This window comes from Sodalis sp. RH19 (assembly GCF_047324215.1).
In the GTDB taxonomy this organism is placed as follows: domain Bacteria; phylum Pseudomonadota; class Gammaproteobacteria; order Enterobacterales; family Enterobacteriaceae; genus Acerihabitans.
The window spans coordinates 221,975-238,454 of the sequence record NZ_CP178734.1; the positions used below are offsets into that span (position 1 = coordinate 221,975).

At 53.1% G+C, this 16,480-nt stretch carries 17 protein-coding genes; 11 read left to right on the top strand and 6 right to left on the bottom strand.

The genetic code is table 11. The features are described 5' to 3' along the window. Nucleotides 1-15 precede the first annotated feature (15 nt). Nucleotides 16-837: an AraC family transcriptional regulator gene (locus ACL2XF_RS01035; protein WP_410013938.1), complete on the bottom strand. Its 822-nt coding sequence runs from the start codon at nt 835-837 to the stop codon at nt 16-18. Between the two features lie 264 nt (nt 838-1,101). Here ACL2XF_RS01035 and ACL2XF_RS01040 point away from each other — a divergent pair, with 264 nt between their 5' ends. Beyond that, the gene (locus ACL2XF_RS01040; RefSeq protein ID WP_413727825.1) at nt 1,102-2,499 is read left to right on the top strand and encodes an MFS transporter; all 1,398 of its coding nucleotides are present in this window, start codon (nt 1,102-1,104) and stop codon (nt 2,497-2,499) included. Nucleotides 2,500-2,531: 32 nt separating this feature from the next. Further along, a complete protein-coding gene (locus tag ACL2XF_RS01045; protein ID WP_413727826.1) occupies nt 2,532-4,490 on the top strand; it encodes a glycoside hydrolase family 127 protein in 1,959 nt (652 codons plus the stop codon). Between the two features lie 145 nt (nt 4,491-4,635). Here ACL2XF_RS01045 and ACL2XF_RS01050 read toward each other — a convergent pair whose 3' ends face one another. After that, a complete protein-coding gene (locus tag ACL2XF_RS01050; protein ID WP_413727827.1) occupies nt 4,636-5,250 on the bottom strand; it encodes a CGNR zinc finger domain-containing protein in 615 nt (204 codons plus the stop codon). 93 nt (nt 5,251-5,343) lie between these two features. On the opposite strand from ACL2XF_RS01050, the gene ACL2XF_RS01055 reads away from it, so the two are divergent. The 4 genes from ACL2XF_RS01055 (at nt 5,344) to ACL2XF_RS01070 (ending at nt 8,919) form a co-directional block, all read left to right on the top strand. Further along, nucleotides 5,344-6,285 (top strand): alpha/beta fold hydrolase, encoded by a 942-nt coding sequence (locus tag ACL2XF_RS01055; protein WP_413727828.1) that lies wholly within the window; start codon nt 5,344-5,346, stop codon nt 6,283-6,285. 294 nt (nt 6,286-6,579) lie between these two features. Continuing rightward, complete coding sequence (locus ACL2XF_RS01060) at nt 6,580-7,320, top strand: SDR family oxidoreductase (protein ID WP_413728747.1); 741 nt, start codon at nt 6,580-6,582, stop codon at nt 7,318-7,320. Between the two features lie 200 nt (nt 7,321-7,520). Next, nucleotides 7,521-8,183: a dTMP kinase gene (locus tag ACL2XF_RS01065; protein WP_413728748.1), complete on the top strand. Its 663-nt coding sequence runs from the start codon at nt 7,521-7,523 to the stop codon at nt 8,181-8,183. A 253-nt stretch (nt 8,184-8,436) separates the two neighbouring features. Further along, a complete protein-coding gene (locus tag ACL2XF_RS01070; RefSeq protein ID WP_413727829.1) occupies nt 8,437-8,919 on the top strand; it encodes a glutathione peroxidase in 483 nt (160 codons plus the stop codon). Nucleotides 8,920-9,142: 223 nt separating this feature from the next. Here the strand turns inward: ACL2XF_RS01070 and ACL2XF_RS01075 are convergent, their stop codons facing one another. Continuing rightward, nucleotides 9,143-10,063: a LysR substrate-binding domain-containing protein gene (locus ACL2XF_RS01075; RefSeq protein WP_413727830.1), complete on the bottom strand. Its 921-nt coding sequence runs from the start codon at nt 10,061-10,063 to the stop codon at nt 9,143-9,145. A gap of 141 nt (nt 10,064-10,204) precedes the next feature. On the opposite strand from ACL2XF_RS01075, the gene ACL2XF_RS01080 reads away from it, so the two are divergent. From ACL2XF_RS01080 to ACL2XF_RS01095, 4 genes are all read left to right on the top strand, one after another. Beyond that, entirely contained in the window at nt 10,205-10,594 is a 390-nt protein-coding gene (locus ACL2XF_RS01080) for a RidA family protein (protein ID WP_413727831.1), read from the top strand. Nucleotides 10,595-10,743: 149 nt separating this feature from the next. After that, the gene (locus ACL2XF_RS01085; protein ID WP_413727832.1) at nt 10,744-11,703 is read left to right on the top strand and encodes a quinone oxidoreductase family protein; all 960 of its coding nucleotides are present in this window, start codon (nt 10,744-10,746) and stop codon (nt 11,701-11,703) included. Nucleotides 11,704-11,910: 207 nt separating this feature from the next. Continuing rightward, nucleotides 11,911-12,528: a LysE family translocator gene (locus tag ACL2XF_RS01090; RefSeq protein ID WP_413727833.1), complete on the top strand. Its 618-nt coding sequence runs from the start codon at nt 11,911-11,913 to the stop codon at nt 12,526-12,528. A gap of 262 nt (nt 12,529-12,790) precedes the next feature. Next, entirely contained in the window at nt 12,791-13,633 is an 843-nt protein-coding gene (locus ACL2XF_RS01095) for a hypothetical protein (protein ID WP_413727834.1), read from the top strand. Nucleotides 13,634-13,898: 265 nt separating this feature from the next. On the opposite strand, the gene ACL2XF_RS01100 is transcribed toward ACL2XF_RS01095, so the two are convergent. Further along, a complete protein-coding gene (locus ACL2XF_RS01100) occupies nt 13,899-14,306 on the bottom strand; it encodes a RidA family protein (protein ID WP_261106733.1) in 408 nt (135 codons plus the stop codon). 144 nt (nt 14,307-14,450) lie between these two features. On the opposite strand from ACL2XF_RS01100, the gene ACL2XF_RS01105 reads away from it, so the two are divergent. Beyond that, entirely contained in the window at nt 14,451-15,056 is a 606-nt protein-coding gene (locus ACL2XF_RS01105) for a TetR/AcrR family transcriptional regulator (protein ID WP_410016747.1), read from the top strand. A gap of 239 nt (nt 15,057-15,295) precedes the next feature. Here ACL2XF_RS01105 and ACL2XF_RS01110 read toward each other — a convergent pair whose 3' ends face one another. Further along, the gene (locus ACL2XF_RS01110) at nt 15,296-16,138 is read right to left on the bottom strand and encodes an MBL fold metallo-hydrolase (RefSeq protein WP_413727835.1); all 843 of its coding nucleotides are present in this window, start codon (nt 16,136-16,138) and stop codon (nt 15,296-15,298) included. 13 nt (nt 16,139-16,151) lie between these two features. Further along, a complete protein-coding gene (locus ACL2XF_RS01115) occupies nt 16,152-16,478 on the bottom strand; it encodes a hypothetical protein (protein WP_413727836.1) in 327 nt (108 codons plus the stop codon). Nucleotides 16,479-16,480 lie beyond the last annotated feature (2 nt).

Below are 16,480 nucleotides of genomic sequence, written 5' to 3' on the forward strand. Positions count from 1 at the left end.
TGTTCCCCAGCGTGCCTAGATATCCGAATTAATATGCTCTTTACAGTAACGCTTTTTATATTCCAGCGGCGTCAAACCGGTTAGCCGGCGAAACAGCCGCCTGAAATATCCCACATCCTGGAAACCACAGCGTTTTGCGATATCGGCAATGATGCCGCAGTCCGCAACCAGCAGCTTTTCTGCGTTGCCGATGCGCCGCCGGTGAATGGCCTCGGTAAGGGTCATACGGAACGTCATTTTATAGACCCGGCCCAGATAGTCGGCATTGCAGAAGAGTTGAGACGCCAACCCGGATGCGGTAAGGGGCAGATGGAACTGGGTGCCGATCAGCTGTTGCGCTTTCCATGCCAAGGCTATGCCCGGTTCCGCCGGTTCAGTGCTTTCGGTCCAGCCGTCCGCCACCTGTTGCAACAGCAGCAGCAGAATTAATTCCAGCGAGGAAGGGGGCGATCGGTTTTCCTGCTCGCTGAGAAACAGTCTAAACAGCGTAACAAACCGGCGTGGATCGCGTATTTTACTGTATTGCGGTATAGGTAATTTAATCGCCTGTTCTTTGGCGGCATTACTGGCCGTCATGCCGAAGTGCAGCCAGTAAAATTTTAAATCCGCGGGAAAATTACCTATGCCCGTATGTTCCCGGCCTGGCCATAATAAAAGCGATTCCCCGGCTTTGACATAAAAATCATGCTGGTTCTCTCGAATCGCTAATATCCCCTGTTCAACAAAAATTAATTCATAGGATCCCAGGACGCGGGTGGGGTGGTGGCCCAGGCCGCGGGAAATAAAAAGGCCGCCATTTTCAATTCTAATGGGGTAATTAACTGATATTTCTAGCATAATCAATTACCTTGGTTGCCGTTTTCCCTCACCTTAGCAAACCTGACTGGGCATGTCAGGTAATATGAACGCACTATTGATCTGCTTCACAATTTTAAATCCATGTCGGAATTGTACCCTTTATCTGCCTTTTCCTCACCTTGTTGCGGCCCCGGTAGTGTGCGACGTTTAACCGGTGGAACCCTAAAAATGCTTATTACATTGAAGCGTTAACTTCTTAACCCTTCCGCATGCCAATAACGCGTTATCGGCGAGGAGAAAATAATGTCAACCACCTCCATTCCCCATACGGTTGCCCCGGCAATAACCGCCGGCAGCTATTTATCCATGCGTGAAAAAATCGGTTACGGTTTAGGCGATGCGGGCGGTACCGTTATTACCTGCCTGATGATGAATTTCCTCACCTTCTTTTATACGGATATATTCGGACTCACCCCGGCGCTGGTCGGCATTATGTTTATCGTGCTGCGCGTCGTGGATGCCGTTTCCGATCCCCTGATGGGCGTGGTGGCTGACCGGACCGTAAGCCGTTGGGGACGGTTTCGCCCCTGGCAACTATGGGCCGCGCTGCCCATCGGTATTATCGGTATCCTGACGTTCACCGTGCCCGATGTGGGCATCCATGCAAAAATCCTCTGGGCCTTTGTCACCTACCTGATGCTCTCCCTGAGTTATACCGCCATCAATGTGCCCTATTGCGCGCTGATAAACACCATGACCGGTGTCCACCGGGAGGTGATTTCCTGTCAGGCCTGGCGTTTTGTGCTGTGCGGCGTCGCCGGTTTCCTGGTCTCGGTGGGATTGCCCTGGCTGGTGGAGGCGCTGGGGCGCGGCCATGCGGCCCAAGGCTATCAACGCGGCGTCGCCGTGCTGTGCGTTATCGCGGTGGCGATGTTTTTGTGCTGTTTTTTCTGGGTGCGTGAACGGGTGCCCCTGGCGGTGATGGGTAAGTTTTCGCTACGGGACCATTTGCGGGGTCTGCGGCAAAACGATCAGTTGCTGCTGATGTTGCTGATGTCATTTTTGCTGATAAATGTCTTTAATATTCGCGGCGGCGGCTATATGTATTTTATTACCTATGCGCTGCACGGCAGCGCCGGCTACGCTTCGCTGTTTTTTACCGCCGTCACCGTGGCGTCCATTCTTGGTGCCATGATCGTCAATGGCCTGTCACGGCGCATCGATACGGTAAAACTCTATTATTACACCAATATTACCCTGGCGGTCCTGGGCATCCTGATGTGGTTTATCCCCATTGGCGAGGCGTACCGCACCCTATGGCTGGCGCTGATTTTCATCAACAGCATTATCCTCGGTTTTACCCTGACGCTGCATTTCTCCCTCATGGCGTTTGCCGATGATTATGGCTTCTGGAAAACGCGTATCCGCTCATCCGGCATGAGCTTTGCCTTTAATCTGTTTTTTATCAAACTGGCCTGGGCATCCAGCGCCGGTATTATCAGCCTGGTGTTCGTTCTGGTGGCCTATGCTCCCGGCATCGATCACCAAACCCCCGCGTCGCTCCACGGTATCCAGATGATGGAAACCCTGATACCGACGATATTCCATTTATTGCTGGCGGTAGCGTTGCGTTTTTGCCGGCTGGACAATACCAGTATGGCCCTTATATCCCGCGATCTTCAGGACCGCCGGTTGGCATAAACATTGATTAAACATTGATTAGGTAATCAAAAATGGAAAAAACATCCGAAATCGACCTGCATCATATCAAGCTGACCGATTCCTTCTGGCTGGATTATCAGCGACTGGTCAGGGATGTGGTCTTGCCGTACCAGTGGGAGGCGCTAAACGATCGTATCGCCGACGCGGAACCCAGTCATGCCATAGAAAATTTCCGCCTCGCGGCCGGACGCAGCCAGGGAGAATTTTACGGAATGGTATTCCAGGACAGCGATGTCGCGAAATGGCTGGAGGCGGTGGCCTGGATGCTGTGCCGGCAGCCGGATCCGCAGCTGGAGCGTACCGCCGATGAAACCATTGAGCTGATCGCCGCCGCCCAGCAGCCGGACGGCTACCTGAATACCTATTTTACCGTGAAGGCGCCGGAAAAACGCTGGACCAACCTGGCGGAATGCCATGAGCTGTATTGCGCCGGACATATGATTGAAGCCGGCGTGGCTTACTACCGCGCCACCGGCAAAACCCGCCTGCTCGAGGTCGTGTGCGCCCTGGCCGATCATATTGACGGGGTTTTCGGCCCGGGTCCCCGGCAGTTGCATGGGTATCCGGGCCACCCGGAAATCGAGCTGGCGTTGATGGAATTGTATGACGTCACGGCCAATCAGCGCTATCTCGCCCTGGCGCGCTATTTTGTTGAGCAGCGCGGTACCGAACCTCATTTCTATGACCTTGAATACGAGCGCCGCGGCCGCACTTCCCACTGGCACAACTACGGCACGGCCTGGATGGTGAAAGACAAGGCGTATAGCCAGGCGCATAAACCCATTGCGCTGCAGGAAACGGCGGTAGGCCATGCGGTCAGGTTCGTTTATCTGCTGGCGGGCGTCGCCCATCTGGCGCGTGTCAGCGGCGATGATGAGAAGCGCCGCGCCTGCCGTCGCTTATGGGACGACATGACCCGGCGCCAGATGTACATTACCGGCGGAATCGGCGCCCAAAGCCATGGCGAGGCGTTTACTTCCGGTTACGATCTGCCCAACGACACCGCTTATACGGAAAGCTGCGCGTCCATCGGCCTGATGATGTTTGCCAGGCGCATGCTGCAAATGGAGGCCGACGGGCAGTATGCCGACGTGATGGAGCGAGCGCTGTATAATACCGTGCTGGCGGGCATGGCTCTTGACGGCAAACATTTTTTCTACGTCAATCCGCTGGAAGTCCATCCTGGCGCCATTAAATGCAACCATATTTACGATCACGTTAAACCGGTGCGCCAGCAATGGTTCGGCTGCGCCTGCTGTCCGCCCAATATCGCCCGGTTGCTGGGCTCGCTCGGCAATTATATTTACACCCGCAACGACGAGACCCTGTTTGTAAACCTCTATATCGGCAGCGAGGTGACCCTGCCGGCGGGCGATCGCTCCCTGACGGTGCGGCAAACCGGTAATTACCCTTGGGACGAGACCGTTACTCTCGCCGTCAGCTGTGCGTCGCCGACATCCTTTACGCTGGCGCTGCGTTTGCCGGGCTGGTGTCCGTCGCCGCAGGCGATGCTGAACGGCGAACCGGTGGCTATGGCGCCCCGGCGGGGATATGCCTATTTCACGCGTACCTGGTCTGAAGGCGACAGTATTCAACTGACTTTGCCGATGCCGGTGCGCCGGGTCCGCAGCAATCCGCTGGTGCGCCAAAACCTGGGAAAGGTTGCTTTGCAGCGTGGACCGCTGGTGTATTGCCTTGAACAGGCCGATAACGGCGATAATCTGCACCAGTTGCGTTTGTCCGCCGGAAGTGATTTTCGCTTAGTGCCCGGTGAAGGCGTGCTGGCGGGGAAAACCCTGATCCAGGCGCCGGGGGAGGGCCTGTCGCCTGCGGATGTTTCGCAACAGCCGCTTTATGATTATGACGGAGAACCTCCGCGGCGCCGGCAGCAATCGCTGCTGTTTATTCCCTATTTTTGCTGGGCCAACCGCGGTGAAGGGGAGATGCGGGTATGGATCGCAGAGGACTGATTCGATATCGCCGTATAAAGGAGACGCGGGGCAGGGAGCGCCCCGGGGCGGCAGCCCTGCCTGAATCGTCAGCGCAGCGATGGCGGCAGCTTCGCCGGCCCGGGCGAAAAAGATTGTCTATGCCGGCCGGCTATCGTGCCGGACATCACCGCGGATCGCGTATGGCGGCGAAACGCAATTGGGATGTCTTCCTGGAACGAAACGCCGCCACTTTCATCCGATTGCCGCAAGTCGCCATGCTGCACCAGCGGCGGCGGTGCGATTTGCTCAGGTCATGGAAGAGCAGAATGCAGTCATGGGCTTCGCATTGGCGTACGAATTCGAATTTATCGCCCGTAACCAGACGTACCAAAGCATCGGCCACAGGCCAAAGCAGGCTTGCCGGGCTGCTATCCCGGTGGTGAACACCGATGCGCAATTCCTGCGCTTCGCCATCCCATTCCAGCCTCTTCACCGGACAACCCGCCGCAAGCACCTGATTGATGGCGGTGAAATCGGCTAGAACGCCTTTCATTGCCGCGTTCACCACTGCCCGCGCACAGTCGCGAAGCCCGCGGGCTTCAGCCAGCAGGCCACAGGGGATCTGCTGGTTAGCGCCATCGGGCCAAAGGCCCGCCAGCTTCAGCCAGCTCGCGACGCTTTGATCGTCGGTTAGGCAGTCATGATGTTGGTCGCCCACACCGTACTCACTGTTAATGAAATCGAGGGCAAGATTGTCCGCCAGAAAGAGCGGGCCGGAAGACGTGCTGGTCGGATTCATAGTGACCTGTAACTAATAAAATATATTTGACAGGTTACCAAAAAACCACGTAACCTTCAAATGACAAATTTAACGGTTACAAAAGGAATTATCATGACCTCTTCCAAATCGATTGCAGCTACCGGACCCGCGACTTCTCTGCTTGTTGACGGTGCGCATTCCGCCAATGCTATCGGCCCCATTCGTTACCGCTACGTGCAGGTGGCTGATGTGAAGGTTTTCTACCGCGAGGCAGGCAACCCCAGCGCACCCACGCTACTGCTGCTTCACGGCTTCGCAGCCTCATCGTTTATGTTTCGCGACCTTATTCCCGAACTGGCCGAACGCTATCATGTGATCGCGCCGGATTTACCGGCCTTTGGTTTTACCGCGGCCCCGGCGCGGGGCGAGTACGCCTACACCTTCAGCCAGCTGGCGCAGACCATCGGCCAGTTTACCGAACAGCTTAAGCTCGATACCTACGCGCTTATGGTTCACGACTACGGCGCCCCGGTGGGATGGCGCCTGGCTGTCGCCCATCCTGAGCGGGTGACCGCCATTATTTCTCAGAACGGCAACGCCTATGAGGAAGGATTGGGCGATAGCTGGGCACCTATTCAAAAGTACTGGCGCGAACCGACGCAGCAGAACCGGAACGCCCTGCATGACTTTCCGACACCGGCCTCGATTAAGTGGCAATACCTGGAAGGGGTTACCGACAAGGATTCGGTTTCGCCAGATGGCTATACGTTGGAAGGGCTCCAGATATCGCGGCCTGGCAATGCGGACATTCAGCTCGACCTGCTTTTGGATTACGCCTCCAACGTAGCAATGTACCCCGCCTTCCAGGCGTACTTCCGCAAGTACCAGCCACCATTGCTGGCGGTTTGGGGAAAGAACGATCCGTTTTTCCTTCCGGACGGTGCCGAAGCCTGGAAACGCGATCTGCCCAAGGCGGATATTCGCTTCTATGACACCGGGCACTTCGCGCTTGAAACCCACGCCAGGCAAATCATTCCTGTGATTCGTGCGTTCCTGGACAAGAATATAGGGTAGCAGGTCGGTTTGAGATGTTGGCCAAGGCAACCGCTCAATTCAACAGGCTTATCCACAGCGCTCCTGGCCAAGGGATCTGCCGGGAATGCCATTGCTATCAAAGTATTGTCTGCTTTTTGCCAGAGCAGACTTTGAAACAATTCTAAAAACGCCTGACAACGAAATGACGAACCAAAGTGAATCTGCTCTGGATAGGTCATCCATTCATGCCACTTCTACACAATTAAACAGATGACGACTATGTTTATCTTTCGTAAGGTAAATGGCGATTATATGGATCAAAAGGGCGTAATTATGGGAAGATTTCACGGTAAACGTGTACTTATAACGGGTGGCACCAGCGGCATTGGGCTGGCGGGCGCGCTACGAATTGTGAAAGAGGGAGGACAAGTTGCCATCACGGGGCTGAGTGAAGAACGTCTGGCCCAAACCCGCAAACTGTTGCCGGAAACTGCACTGATCCTGAAAAGTGATGCTGCAAGTGAGGCTGATATTGATGCGCTCGCAACGGCAGTCAGCGGCTGGGGGCACCTCGACGGATTGTGGCTGAATGCGGGTTACGCAGAAATTGGCGCACCGGAATCCGTTACGGCCGACGCCTTTAATCGCATGATGAATGCCAATGTTCGCGGGCCCATGCTGCAGCTTGCATCACTTTCCAACACGTTGAACCCAGGTGCATCAGTGTTGGTCACCGCATCGTCTTCAGTCTATGAAGGTGCGCCCATGACGAGCTTATATGGTGCAACAAAAGGCGCCGTTGTCGCCATGGTAAAAAGCTGGGCCGCCTCACTGGCCGCGCGCAATATTCGCGCCAACACGCTGGTGCCAGGACCTATCGAGACTAATTTTAGACACTTCATGTCCGGGGAGTCGCGGCAAAAGTTTGAAGATTTTGTGGTAAGCCAGGTGCCTCTCAGGCGAGCCGGTACAGCTGATGAAGCTGCCGCCGTCGCACTTTTTCTGCTTTCAGATGATGCGTCCTACGTAACCGGAAGCCAGTATGCTGTGGACGGCGGGCTGGTTCACTATTAATGTGAAACCCAATTTAGAACATTATCTTACTATATGATTTGGTAATCTATTCATTTGCCTGTTTTGGGCATTTGGTTCACGCTGACGCTACAGGCAACTGCTACGAACGAAAGGGTGGTCAGCGGTTAATAAGAAGGTAATAAGATGCTTTTGCCAGATTTGAGTTTTAAGCAAACCCTATGTCAATCGTCATTTCAAGAATGAGTCGTCCGCTGTTTATTTCTCTGGATGGGCCCAAGGGAGTCGGCAAAACCACACTGTTGGAGGCCATTACGAAAGTACTCAGGGCAGATAACAAGACGGTGATCCGACTTTGCGAGAAAAAAAGCGATCCCTACAGGAGGGAAACAATGGCCCTCGTGAACAGGCTCGCTAGAAATCCCACCCTGGATTTGGAATTGGAAGTTTGTGAACGCTTTGCCGATAGCCGTGCCTGGATTTCCGAGCATGTGCTGACTAAACAGCCACCGGGCAGCATTATCTTAATGGATCGTTGGTACCCGTCGGAAGCCGCGTTTCGCCGGATGGTTCCATTTGCAGAGATCTTACAGCTCAACATTGAACGAAACGTGCGAACGCCAGACCTGCATGTCGGGGTTGTTACTGCGCCTGACATTTCATGGACAAGGGCCGCGGCCAGAACGCGTGGGCTAAGTAGTACGGTAATTCATAAGCTGGAAGAGCATGTCGCCTGTACCAAGGCGTTTGAGCGAGAAATTGCAGATCACGGCTGGGTTTTATGCCGTAATGAAGGAATCATCGAAGACGCAACGATGCAGGTTATTTCTGAGATCTACAGAGTGCTTGGATGCCCTATAGGCATCGGTTTTGCGGGCAGGGCTTCTGCCGCATGTCGCCAGTAATTACAGCGACCTATTCCGTCACCCTCCACCCCAGTGTGATCCTCAGATTTGTGTTGCGTCTACAGAATCGAAACCACTCAGTATTTTCAGTCTTGGTATGATTTACCGGGCTGGCTGCCAGCCACGGTCGTGAATACTCATTGAATCGGCGCTGCTACTGACTCTATCTTACTCATAGCAACACGAGGCCTTTAGCACGCCTGTTTGTTGTTCTTTTCGTTCGACTTTGCAAATCTTCTCTGAGGAGCCCGACATGATCACCTTTCATCAACTCACCGCCACCAGTCTGGGTGGCCAGCTCATCTCTATGGCCGACTATGCGGGTAAGCTGGTTCTGGTGGTTAATACCGCCAGCCATTGTGGCTTCACGCCACAATACGCAGGCCTTGAATCGCTCTACAAGAAGTTCGCCGCGCAGGGTCTGGTGGTGCTTGGTTTCCCCTGTAACCAGTTCGGTAATCAGGAACCCGGCAGTGCCGATGAAATCGCGCAGACCTGCCACATCAACTATGGTGTGAGCTTCCCGATATTCGAAAAAGTGGAGGTCAACGGCGCTGCTACGCACCCGGTGTTTCGTTACCTGAAAGACGAATTGCCCGGTGTGCTGGGTGGGCGGATCAAATGGAACTTCACTAAGTTCCTGATCGGACGCGACGGCAAACCGGTCAAGCGTTTTGCACCGTTCACCACCCCAGAGAAAATGGAAACCGTAATTCTTGCTGCACTTGAAATCTAAGTGTTCGTGTAATTCGAATTGTCCACATTTAGAGAGCTTCCGATAAACTGATTATGCCCGAGTGGGATTAACGTCCGCTCTTCGCTCATAGCTGACATGCGCTCCTTGCAACAGGCAGCATTGTGCCAGGAGCGGACGTCGACATCTGAATTCCCTTTCAGTCAAGACCACCAGAATGACCACCAATCGACGCTGATGAGCGAATCAGGGGGCTGGGACGTAGTTACTTATTGTTAGAATTGGGGACATGGTGCTGCATCAATTCAACGATCCAATCAATAAAAACTCGCAGTTTGGCGTTGACATGGCGGTTCGGCGGAAACGCCAGGTACAGGGGCATTGGATTAATACGCCAGTGTTCAAATAGCGGAGTCAAGGAGCCACAAGCCTGATGTGCTGCCGCCATATAGACTGGCAGCGCAATCACGCCTAACCCGGCTAGCCCAGCTTCGAGGTAAGCATTGCCATCATCCACTGCAAGCACATAGCTGCTTTTGATTTCAATATGTTCACTCTCACAGTGCAGCACCAGAGGATCAATCTTACCGGTGCGTGAAGACAAGAATCCCACTATGCGATGGTCGGTGTTTTCCAGATCGCGCGGGTGCGCAGGAGCGCCAAGGCGTTCCACATAGCTGGGGGCGGCGTAGACGCCGATTTGCAAATCGCCGACATGGCGTGCGATCAGGGACTGGTCGGTGATTTCGCCACCGCGCAAGACGCAATCCACATTGTCGCCGATCAGATCCACCACCCGGTCGCTCACGCCCATGTCGAACTGGATATCAGGGTAGCGTGCGTGGAAAGCCGGTAGCGCTGGCACCAGCACAAGGCGGGCCAGCGGACTGGGCACATCCACCCGTAATCGTCCTCCGGGCGTAATCGCCGCACTGGAGAGGCTGTTTTCAGCATCCTCCATGTCCGCCAGCAGGCGGATGACGTGCTCGTAGTAGACCGCGCCGTCGGGAGTGACACCGTGCTTGCGGGTGGTGCGATGGAGTAACTTGACGCGCAGGCGCGCTTCCAACTGCTGAATAAGTTGCGTCACCGTGGTTTTGCTCATATGAAGCGTCTGGGCAGCCTTTGTGAAGCTACCTGCCTCCACCACGCGAGCAAAGGCGCGCATCGCATCGAAACGATCCATTCCTTATCCTCTCTTTCTCACCGATTGTTTGGATTTTACAAACAATGATGGACAAAGTCGCCTGTTTATCCGCCCGATCCAGTACCTGTAAAGTGTCTTTATGTTCACCGGGCAGATTTCGCCCATTGCAAAGGTACAAACATGACAACACGTGAAGCAGTTTTTCCCTTCGGTCGGCAGGCGCTCTATGAGCGCAATCGCTATTCACCGGCCATCAAATCCAACGGTTTCTTGTTCGTTTCGGGGCAGGTGGGTAGCCGGGAGGATGGTTTGCCTGAACAGGATCTTAAAGAGCAGATCAGGCTGGCATTCGATAACCTTAATGCTGTTCTCGCGGCTGCGGGCTGCACGTTCGGTGATGTGGTTGACGTTACCCTCTTTGTCGTCGATCCCGAGTCAAACGTCGACGCTATCTGGAGTATCCTGCCAGAATATTGGGGGGAGGCGCCTTACCCTACGTTGACCGGGATCGGCGTGACGTGGCTTTACGGATTCCAGTTTGAGATTAAGGTGATTGCCAGGCTGCCCTAAGCGTTACGGGTCTTTCCGCCAGTCGAAAATTCAACAGGGCAGACCGCGCTGCCTGTAGAGGCAGCAGAGAGATTTCTGAATTGCTATATGCCGCATCGGGATGGTTTGCCAGGCTGGTCAGGATTTACTGATGAGACAGAGGAAAATTTATGAAAGCAGCGGTTTATGACGTGGAAGGCGCTCCCGGCGTCCTGAAATATGTCGATATCCCCGATCCGGTCGCAGGACCTGACGACGTTCTGATTTCTGTCGAGGCTATCTCGATAGAAGGTGGAGATCTGATCAACCGCCGTTTAACTCCGCCGCCTCTTCCTTCATGGATCGTCGGCTACGCGGCCGCGGGCACAGTTGTTGCAGTAGGATCGAACGTCCGTAGCCGTACGGTTGGGGACAGAGTCGCGGCTTTTCACATGCAGGGATCACATGCGGAACGTTGGTCTGTGCCCGCGGAACGAACCTGGCTTATACCCGATGGGGTGGATATGGCAGAAGCGGCGGTTTTACCGATTTCTTTTGGAACCGCGCACCATTGCCTTTTCACTCGAGGCATGCTCCGGCACGGAGAAACCGTCCTTATTCAGGCAGCAGCTGGTGGCGTGGGGCTCGCGGTCGTTCAGCTTGCCTCACAAGCAGGCGCAACGGTCATCGCCGTGGCAAGCGGAACGCAGCGAAGAAGCCGGTTGCTGGAACTTGGTGCCGATCATGTCGTGGATCGTGCAGAGAATAACGTCGTGGACAGTGTCAGACAGTACACCCATGGCAGCGGTGTTGACCTCGTCATCGATCCGGTGGGGACGACGTTGCCTGCTTCGCTTTCTACACTCGCTCCGGAAGGACGTCTCATCTTCGTCGGTAATGCGGGCGGTGGAGGCCTGACTGTCGACTTGTGGCCGCCAATGCAGTCTAACCAGACACTCATGGGGGTATTCATGGGACCCCTTTTTGAAAGGCCCGGAGTTCGGGCAAGTGTGGACGACATGTTGCAGGCTTTAGCAGCAGGGCGCATCAGGATTGTCATTGACCGCATCTTCCCCCTGGCCAGCGCTGCTGCGGCCCACGAATTCGCCGAGACAGCGAAACCGCTTGGGCGCATCGTTATGAAGCCATGAGGTGTGTTTGACCCGTATGAGCGCGCTGGGCTAATTACTGTGTTCTGGTGTCAAGGCTAAGTTCAGATGTCAAGGGTAGGGAAAAGCTGAAATGTCCGCTCTGTGCCAGAAGCGGAAGTTGCTGACATTGTGCTATGGTGATAATTGGGAACGATTCATGAGGTGTGCGGCTCGAGACTGGCTGACGTTTAAATTGTGGAGAAGAGAATGACAAATGATTTGATTGCGCTTTCTGCTATTGGAGTTGCTATCCTTTTTGGCGCAATGAGCCCGGGAGTCAGCTTTCTTCTCGTTGCCCGCACGGCCATGTCCAGTTCACGACGGGCGGCATTATCTGTGGCGGCAGGTATGGGTTTTGGTGCGCTTATTTTTGCTGCCATAGCGTTAGCGGGCCTTCACACACTGCTGACATTGGTTCCATCACTTTACACGGGCCTGAAGATTGCCGGTGGTTTTTATCTGTTATGGCTTGCGTTAAAAATTTTTCGGCGTCCTTCAAACAAGTTTATCGATTCCGACGTTACAGAGGAAGTAAGCGCCTCAAAAGCTTTTCTAACTGGCGTATTTACGCAAATCAGTAATCCCCATACAGCTCTGGTATTTGCCAGTATTTTTTCCGCAGTGCTTAGCAAAAACATTCAGCCTGCTATGTATATTATCCTGCCATCAATGGCTTTCGCTATTGATGTACTCTGGTATGCAGTCGTAGCATGCGTATTATCAACGGATGGGCCGCGTCAGGCTTACATTAAATACCGTAAGTTCATAGATAAATTAAGCGGGGGAGTCATGGCCTTTCTGGGAATACAGCTTCTGTTAAAGTGATTTAAACGATTACAAACTAGGCTATGGATGTGAAACATTAAGGTCGGCTCCTCGCTCTCAGCAGCCGTAGAAGTCCCTCTAGTGGGCAGTTTTGTGCCAGAAGAAGACGTCGCTAAGTCCGCACTGCATTAATTATTGGGGAACTGGTCAAAGCACATGGTTTGCAGCCGCTGGAACGCCAATCCGCTGCCCGGCTCGTGGCCCATGTGCTTTGCGTTAGGCTCAAACAATTCTCAATTCATGATAAAAGGAAAATAACAAAGTGAGTAGAAACCCATTGGAAGCACCTGAATGGCATGCTCTGGGTCGAGAAGCATCATTAGTCAGGCATCTCATTGGATCAGGCGCAACAGCTATAGGTAGGGCCAATTACGCAGATAAGATGGGTGAATATTACACTGCATTCTTTGGACTTTCAGTTGGGTTAGAAAGGCTTTCAAAGTTAATATTGGTTGCGCGTTATGCTATTGAGAATCAAGGAAGAATGCCTGATGAGCAAGTTGTGAGGAAGTTTGGGCACAAACTAATCGACTTGACCAACGAGGTTGAAAATATTTCCGAAAAAATGCAACTCTCGCTGAGATATTCACGACCTACAAAAGAAATTCCCCACAAGATACTTGAATGTTTAGATTCATTTGCTGATGCCCGACGGGGTAGGTACGCAAATTTTGCTTCATTAGGCAACCCCAATTTAACCAGTGATGAACCTATTAATAAGTGGTGGGGAGAAGTAGCTGAGTGCATACTAAAAAGGCATTATTACGGTAAGGCCGCTCAAAGACGTGTTGAAAGCAATGCTGAATTAATTGATGCTATGATGTCACCGTTTACGATGGTAATACATACGAATGAGAGCGGGAATACTATGCGAGACGTTAAGTCTACCTCTATACGCACTGGCCAAAATGTCATTGTGCAAAAGTGGGGGAGATATCATTCTCTAGTTATCGCTCGCTGGCTTGCAACGGTTTTATCTGAGCTTTCTCATATCGCTTGCTATAAACATGGTATAGATGGTTTTTTTGGCCTGAATGAATACTTTGATAGTTACACTGTTGACGATAGTTTTTTAAAAACTAGAAAGATATGGCCTCTTAAGTAATAACAAGCCTAACAAACACTATCACATCGCGCCTACGCCGCTGGGCTCGCAACTTGTTGCGAGCTTGTGACCTGCTCCCCATTGCTCAAGACACCTCGATGTAAGTATGCATTCCGAACTTCCGCTGTTCGCTCTCAGCAGACCTTCAGCGTAACGTGTTTGTCTGCTGTGTGCCAAGAGTGGACGTTATGTCGGTTCTGAAACAACGCTTTTCGAGGTGACGTCCTCATCCCATTGATGAAGACGTCACTAACATTACGGTCTGTCAACCTGCGGAGGTTGAAGCTGGAATTCGGGCAATGACCTTAATTTCAAAATCGAATCCCGCAAGCCAGGTCACTCCAACGGCTGTCCAGTTCGGGTAAGGGGGCTGCGGGAAAATTGACTGTTTCACCTGCATAATCGTCGGAAACTGATTTTCCGGGTCAGTATGAAAGGTGGTGACATCAAGCAGGTCGTCAAACGTACAACCAGCTGCTGCAAGAGTCGCTGCCAGGTTATCAAACGCAAGTTGCACCTGCGCGGCAAAATCCGGCTCCGGCGTACCGTCGGCGCGGCTGCCAACCTGGCCGGAAACGAATAACATATCGCCAGAGCGGATCGCGGCGGAATAACCGTGTTCTTCATAGAGAGCATGGCGGTTAGCAGGAAAAATAGGTTCACGCTGGATCATGGCATGTCCTTTCTTGAGTCAATGTGTGATGCGGGATGCGCGGTATGTAAAATTGATTTAATATACGCGGCGTATGTTGAATTAATCACACATACGCCGCGTATGTCAAATAACATCCGTTACGTATGTCAAAAAGGAGATCGTATGGCCGCCAAATGCCGCGCTGAAACAATGGAAGAGAACCGCGCCAAATTGATTACGGCAGCGCGGAAATCCTTTGCCGAAAGAGGTTTTGCTGCCGTATCAATGGATGAATTAACCGCCAGCGTTGGCCTGACACGTGGGGCGCTATACCACAACTTTGGTGATAAAAAGGGGCTGCTTGCCGCTGTTATTGCTCAAGTAGATGGTGAAATGGCACAACGAGCCAAAGCCGCCGCCGCGACTGCCGGTGACGACTGGGAAAGGCTGCTGGCTGAAGGGATTGCCTACATTAAGATGGCGCTGGACACAGAAGTAAGGCGCATCGTTCTGCTTGATGGTCCGGCTTTCCTTGGGGATCCTGCACAATGGCCCAGCCAGAATAGCTGCCTCGAATCCACCCGCCAGACCGTTATAAAGCTGATCGAACGCGGCGTACTTAAATCGGTTGACGCGGATGCCGCTGCACATCTGTTAAACAGTGCCGCGCTGAATTCCGCACTTTGGATTGCTGCGAGCGACGATCCTCAGCGGGCGCTGCCAAAAATTATTGAGGTGTTTACTCAACTGGCAAGCGGCTTACGGAATAGTTCCAATAAACTACGATGAGACGCTTATAGGGTGGGGTGAGCGACGACCTTACAGTGCGCACCAAACAACTTAGTTTGGGTAATTACATTTGATCTGACAGTCAGCCCTGCGCCACGAGCAAACACGACTAACATCGCGGCGCGTTAATCAATGGAGAGCAGATCGCCCGCTCCTAGCTTACTCCTCTACCACTTCTGGTTTTTTGGAAGCGGTTAAGTGATTTGCGAACAGGTATTTCATGAGAGGCGAATAGCCATTCATTCTTCCGGGTAGGAAATTCGATATCCGCCATCAGCCATGAGAACGCTGGCAAACCCCCGACGCTCTAAGTGCATGCCTGCAACGAGCAGTTTTTCCCTGACTGCCTGTTCCAGGAGTTTTTTCCGTGTGTCTTCGGCCTGAGCGGGGTTGCAGTCAAATACAATGGAAACGGCCGGGTGTGCTGACTGGATATGCGGGAAGTGGACGATGTCTCCCCATATCAATAAGCATTTATCACCTGAATCGATGCGGAATCCGGTATGGCCTGGCGTGTGACCCGGCAGCCATACCGGGAGAATGCCCCCGGTTATCTCCTTCCCGTCCAGAAAGCGCAAGTTCTGCGCATACGCTTCTAACGTTCGGCGGACCAGCTTAAAATTACGCTGCCCACGCTCGCTGGCCATTTTTAATCTTTCATCATCCCGCCAGTATTCCGCTTCAAGAGGATGAAGATAGAGTTCAGCATGTTTATAGACTGGCCTTCCTTCAGCATCCAGCAGGCCGCCAATATGGTCAGGATGGCCGTGCGTCAATAAGACGGTGTCCACGTCAGCGGGGCTTACCCCCGCTGCACCGAGGTTCCTTTTGAGCAGCCCTCCGACGTTGTTCATGCCTCCCGCGCCGGCGTCAACCAGAATGGTGCGTCCCTGACCGCGGATCAGATAACAGTTGATATGGATATTACCGGGTTCAGCGATCCCGGCGCTGTGCTGAATTAACCCAGCATCCGCTGTCTCAATGCCTGAAAGTAAATCCAGGCTGGCTGACATATTGCCATCACTCAGGGCGGTAACCAGAAAATCCCCAATCTGACGGGATGTGAAAGGCGGATGGTTCATAAATTCCTCATGGTCAGTTTAGAGCGAATATTTGTGGTGCGCTCGAGCCAAAACAGCGGATACGCGCCATTAGCCCCGAGGCCTGCCGAATGGCCAGATCCAGTTCACGCATAAACTTTTCCATTACGTCCGGCACACGCGATTTTGTCAGGCGATAACAGAGTTCGGCATACACCGGATGCCCGCATCCCGGCCTGACATCGACATATATGATGTGAACTTTTTCTGCTTCTGCGCCGAGAATCTCACTGCACAGTGCGCGGCAGATATGGGTGAAATCGGGGAGATCGGTGAACCTGTCAGACTGATCTTCAGAAATGTAAAAAGTCAGATTTGGCATGA

What these genes read in the sequence shown, in the direction of transcription:
- ACL2XF_RS01035 (WP_410013938.1), bottom strand. Translation starts at nt 837, where the DNA reads ATGCTAGAAATATCAGTTAATTACCCCATTAGAATTGAAAATGGCGGC.
- ACL2XF_RS01040 (WP_413727825.1), top strand. Translation starts at nt 1,102, where the DNA reads ATGTCAACCACCTCCATTCCCCATACGGTTGCCCCGGCAATAACCGCC.
- ACL2XF_RS01045 (WP_413727826.1), top strand. Translation starts at nt 2,532, where the DNA reads ATGGAAAAAACATCCGAAATCGACCTGCATCATATCAAGCTGACCGAT.
- ACL2XF_RS01050 (WP_413727827.1), bottom strand. Translation starts at nt 5,250, where the DNA reads ATGAATCCGACCAGCACGTCTTCCGGCCCGCTCTTTCTGGCGGACAAT.
- ACL2XF_RS01055 (WP_413727828.1), top strand. Translation starts at nt 5,344, where the DNA reads ATGACCTCTTCCAAATCGATTGCAGCTACCGGACCCGCGACTTCTCTG.
- ACL2XF_RS01060 (WP_413728747.1), top strand. Translation starts at nt 6,580, where the DNA reads ATGGGAAGATTTCACGGTAAACGTGTACTTATAACGGGTGGCACCAGC.
- ACL2XF_RS01065 (WP_413728748.1), top strand. Translation starts at nt 7,521, where the DNA reads ATGAGTCGTCCGCTGTTTATTTCTCTGGATGGGCCCAAGGGAGTCGGC.
- ACL2XF_RS01070 (WP_413727829.1), top strand. Translation starts at nt 8,437, where the DNA reads ATGATCACCTTTCATCAACTCACCGCCACCAGTCTGGGTGGCCAGCTC.
- ACL2XF_RS01075 (WP_413727830.1), bottom strand. Translation starts at nt 10,063, where the DNA reads ATGGATCGTTTCGATGCGATGCGCGCCTTTGCTCGCGTGGTGGAGGCA.
- ACL2XF_RS01080 (WP_413727831.1), top strand. Translation starts at nt 10,205, where the DNA reads ATGACAACACGTGAAGCAGTTTTTCCCTTCGGTCGGCAGGCGCTCTAT.
- ACL2XF_RS01085 (WP_413727832.1), top strand. Translation starts at nt 10,744, where the DNA reads ATGAAAGCAGCGGTTTATGACGTGGAAGGCGCTCCCGGCGTCCTGAAA.
- ACL2XF_RS01090 (WP_413727833.1), top strand. Translation starts at nt 11,911, where the DNA reads ATGACAAATGATTTGATTGCGCTTTCTGCTATTGGAGTTGCTATCCTT.
- ACL2XF_RS01100 (WP_261106733.1), bottom strand. Translation starts at nt 14,306, where the DNA reads ATGATCCAGCGTGAACCTATTTTTCCTGCTAACCGCCATGCTCTCTAT.
- ACL2XF_RS01105 (WP_410016747.1), top strand. Translation starts at nt 14,451, where the DNA reads ATGGCCGCCAAATGCCGCGCTGAAACAATGGAAGAGAACCGCGCCAAA.
- ACL2XF_RS01110 (WP_413727835.1), bottom strand. Translation starts at nt 16,138, where the DNA reads ATGAACCATCCGCCTTTCACATCCCGTCAGATTGGGGATTTTCTGGTT.
- ACL2XF_RS01115 (WP_413727836.1), bottom strand. Translation starts at nt 16,478, where the DNA reads ATGCCAAATCTGACTTTTTACATTTCTGAAGATCAGTCTGACAGGTTC.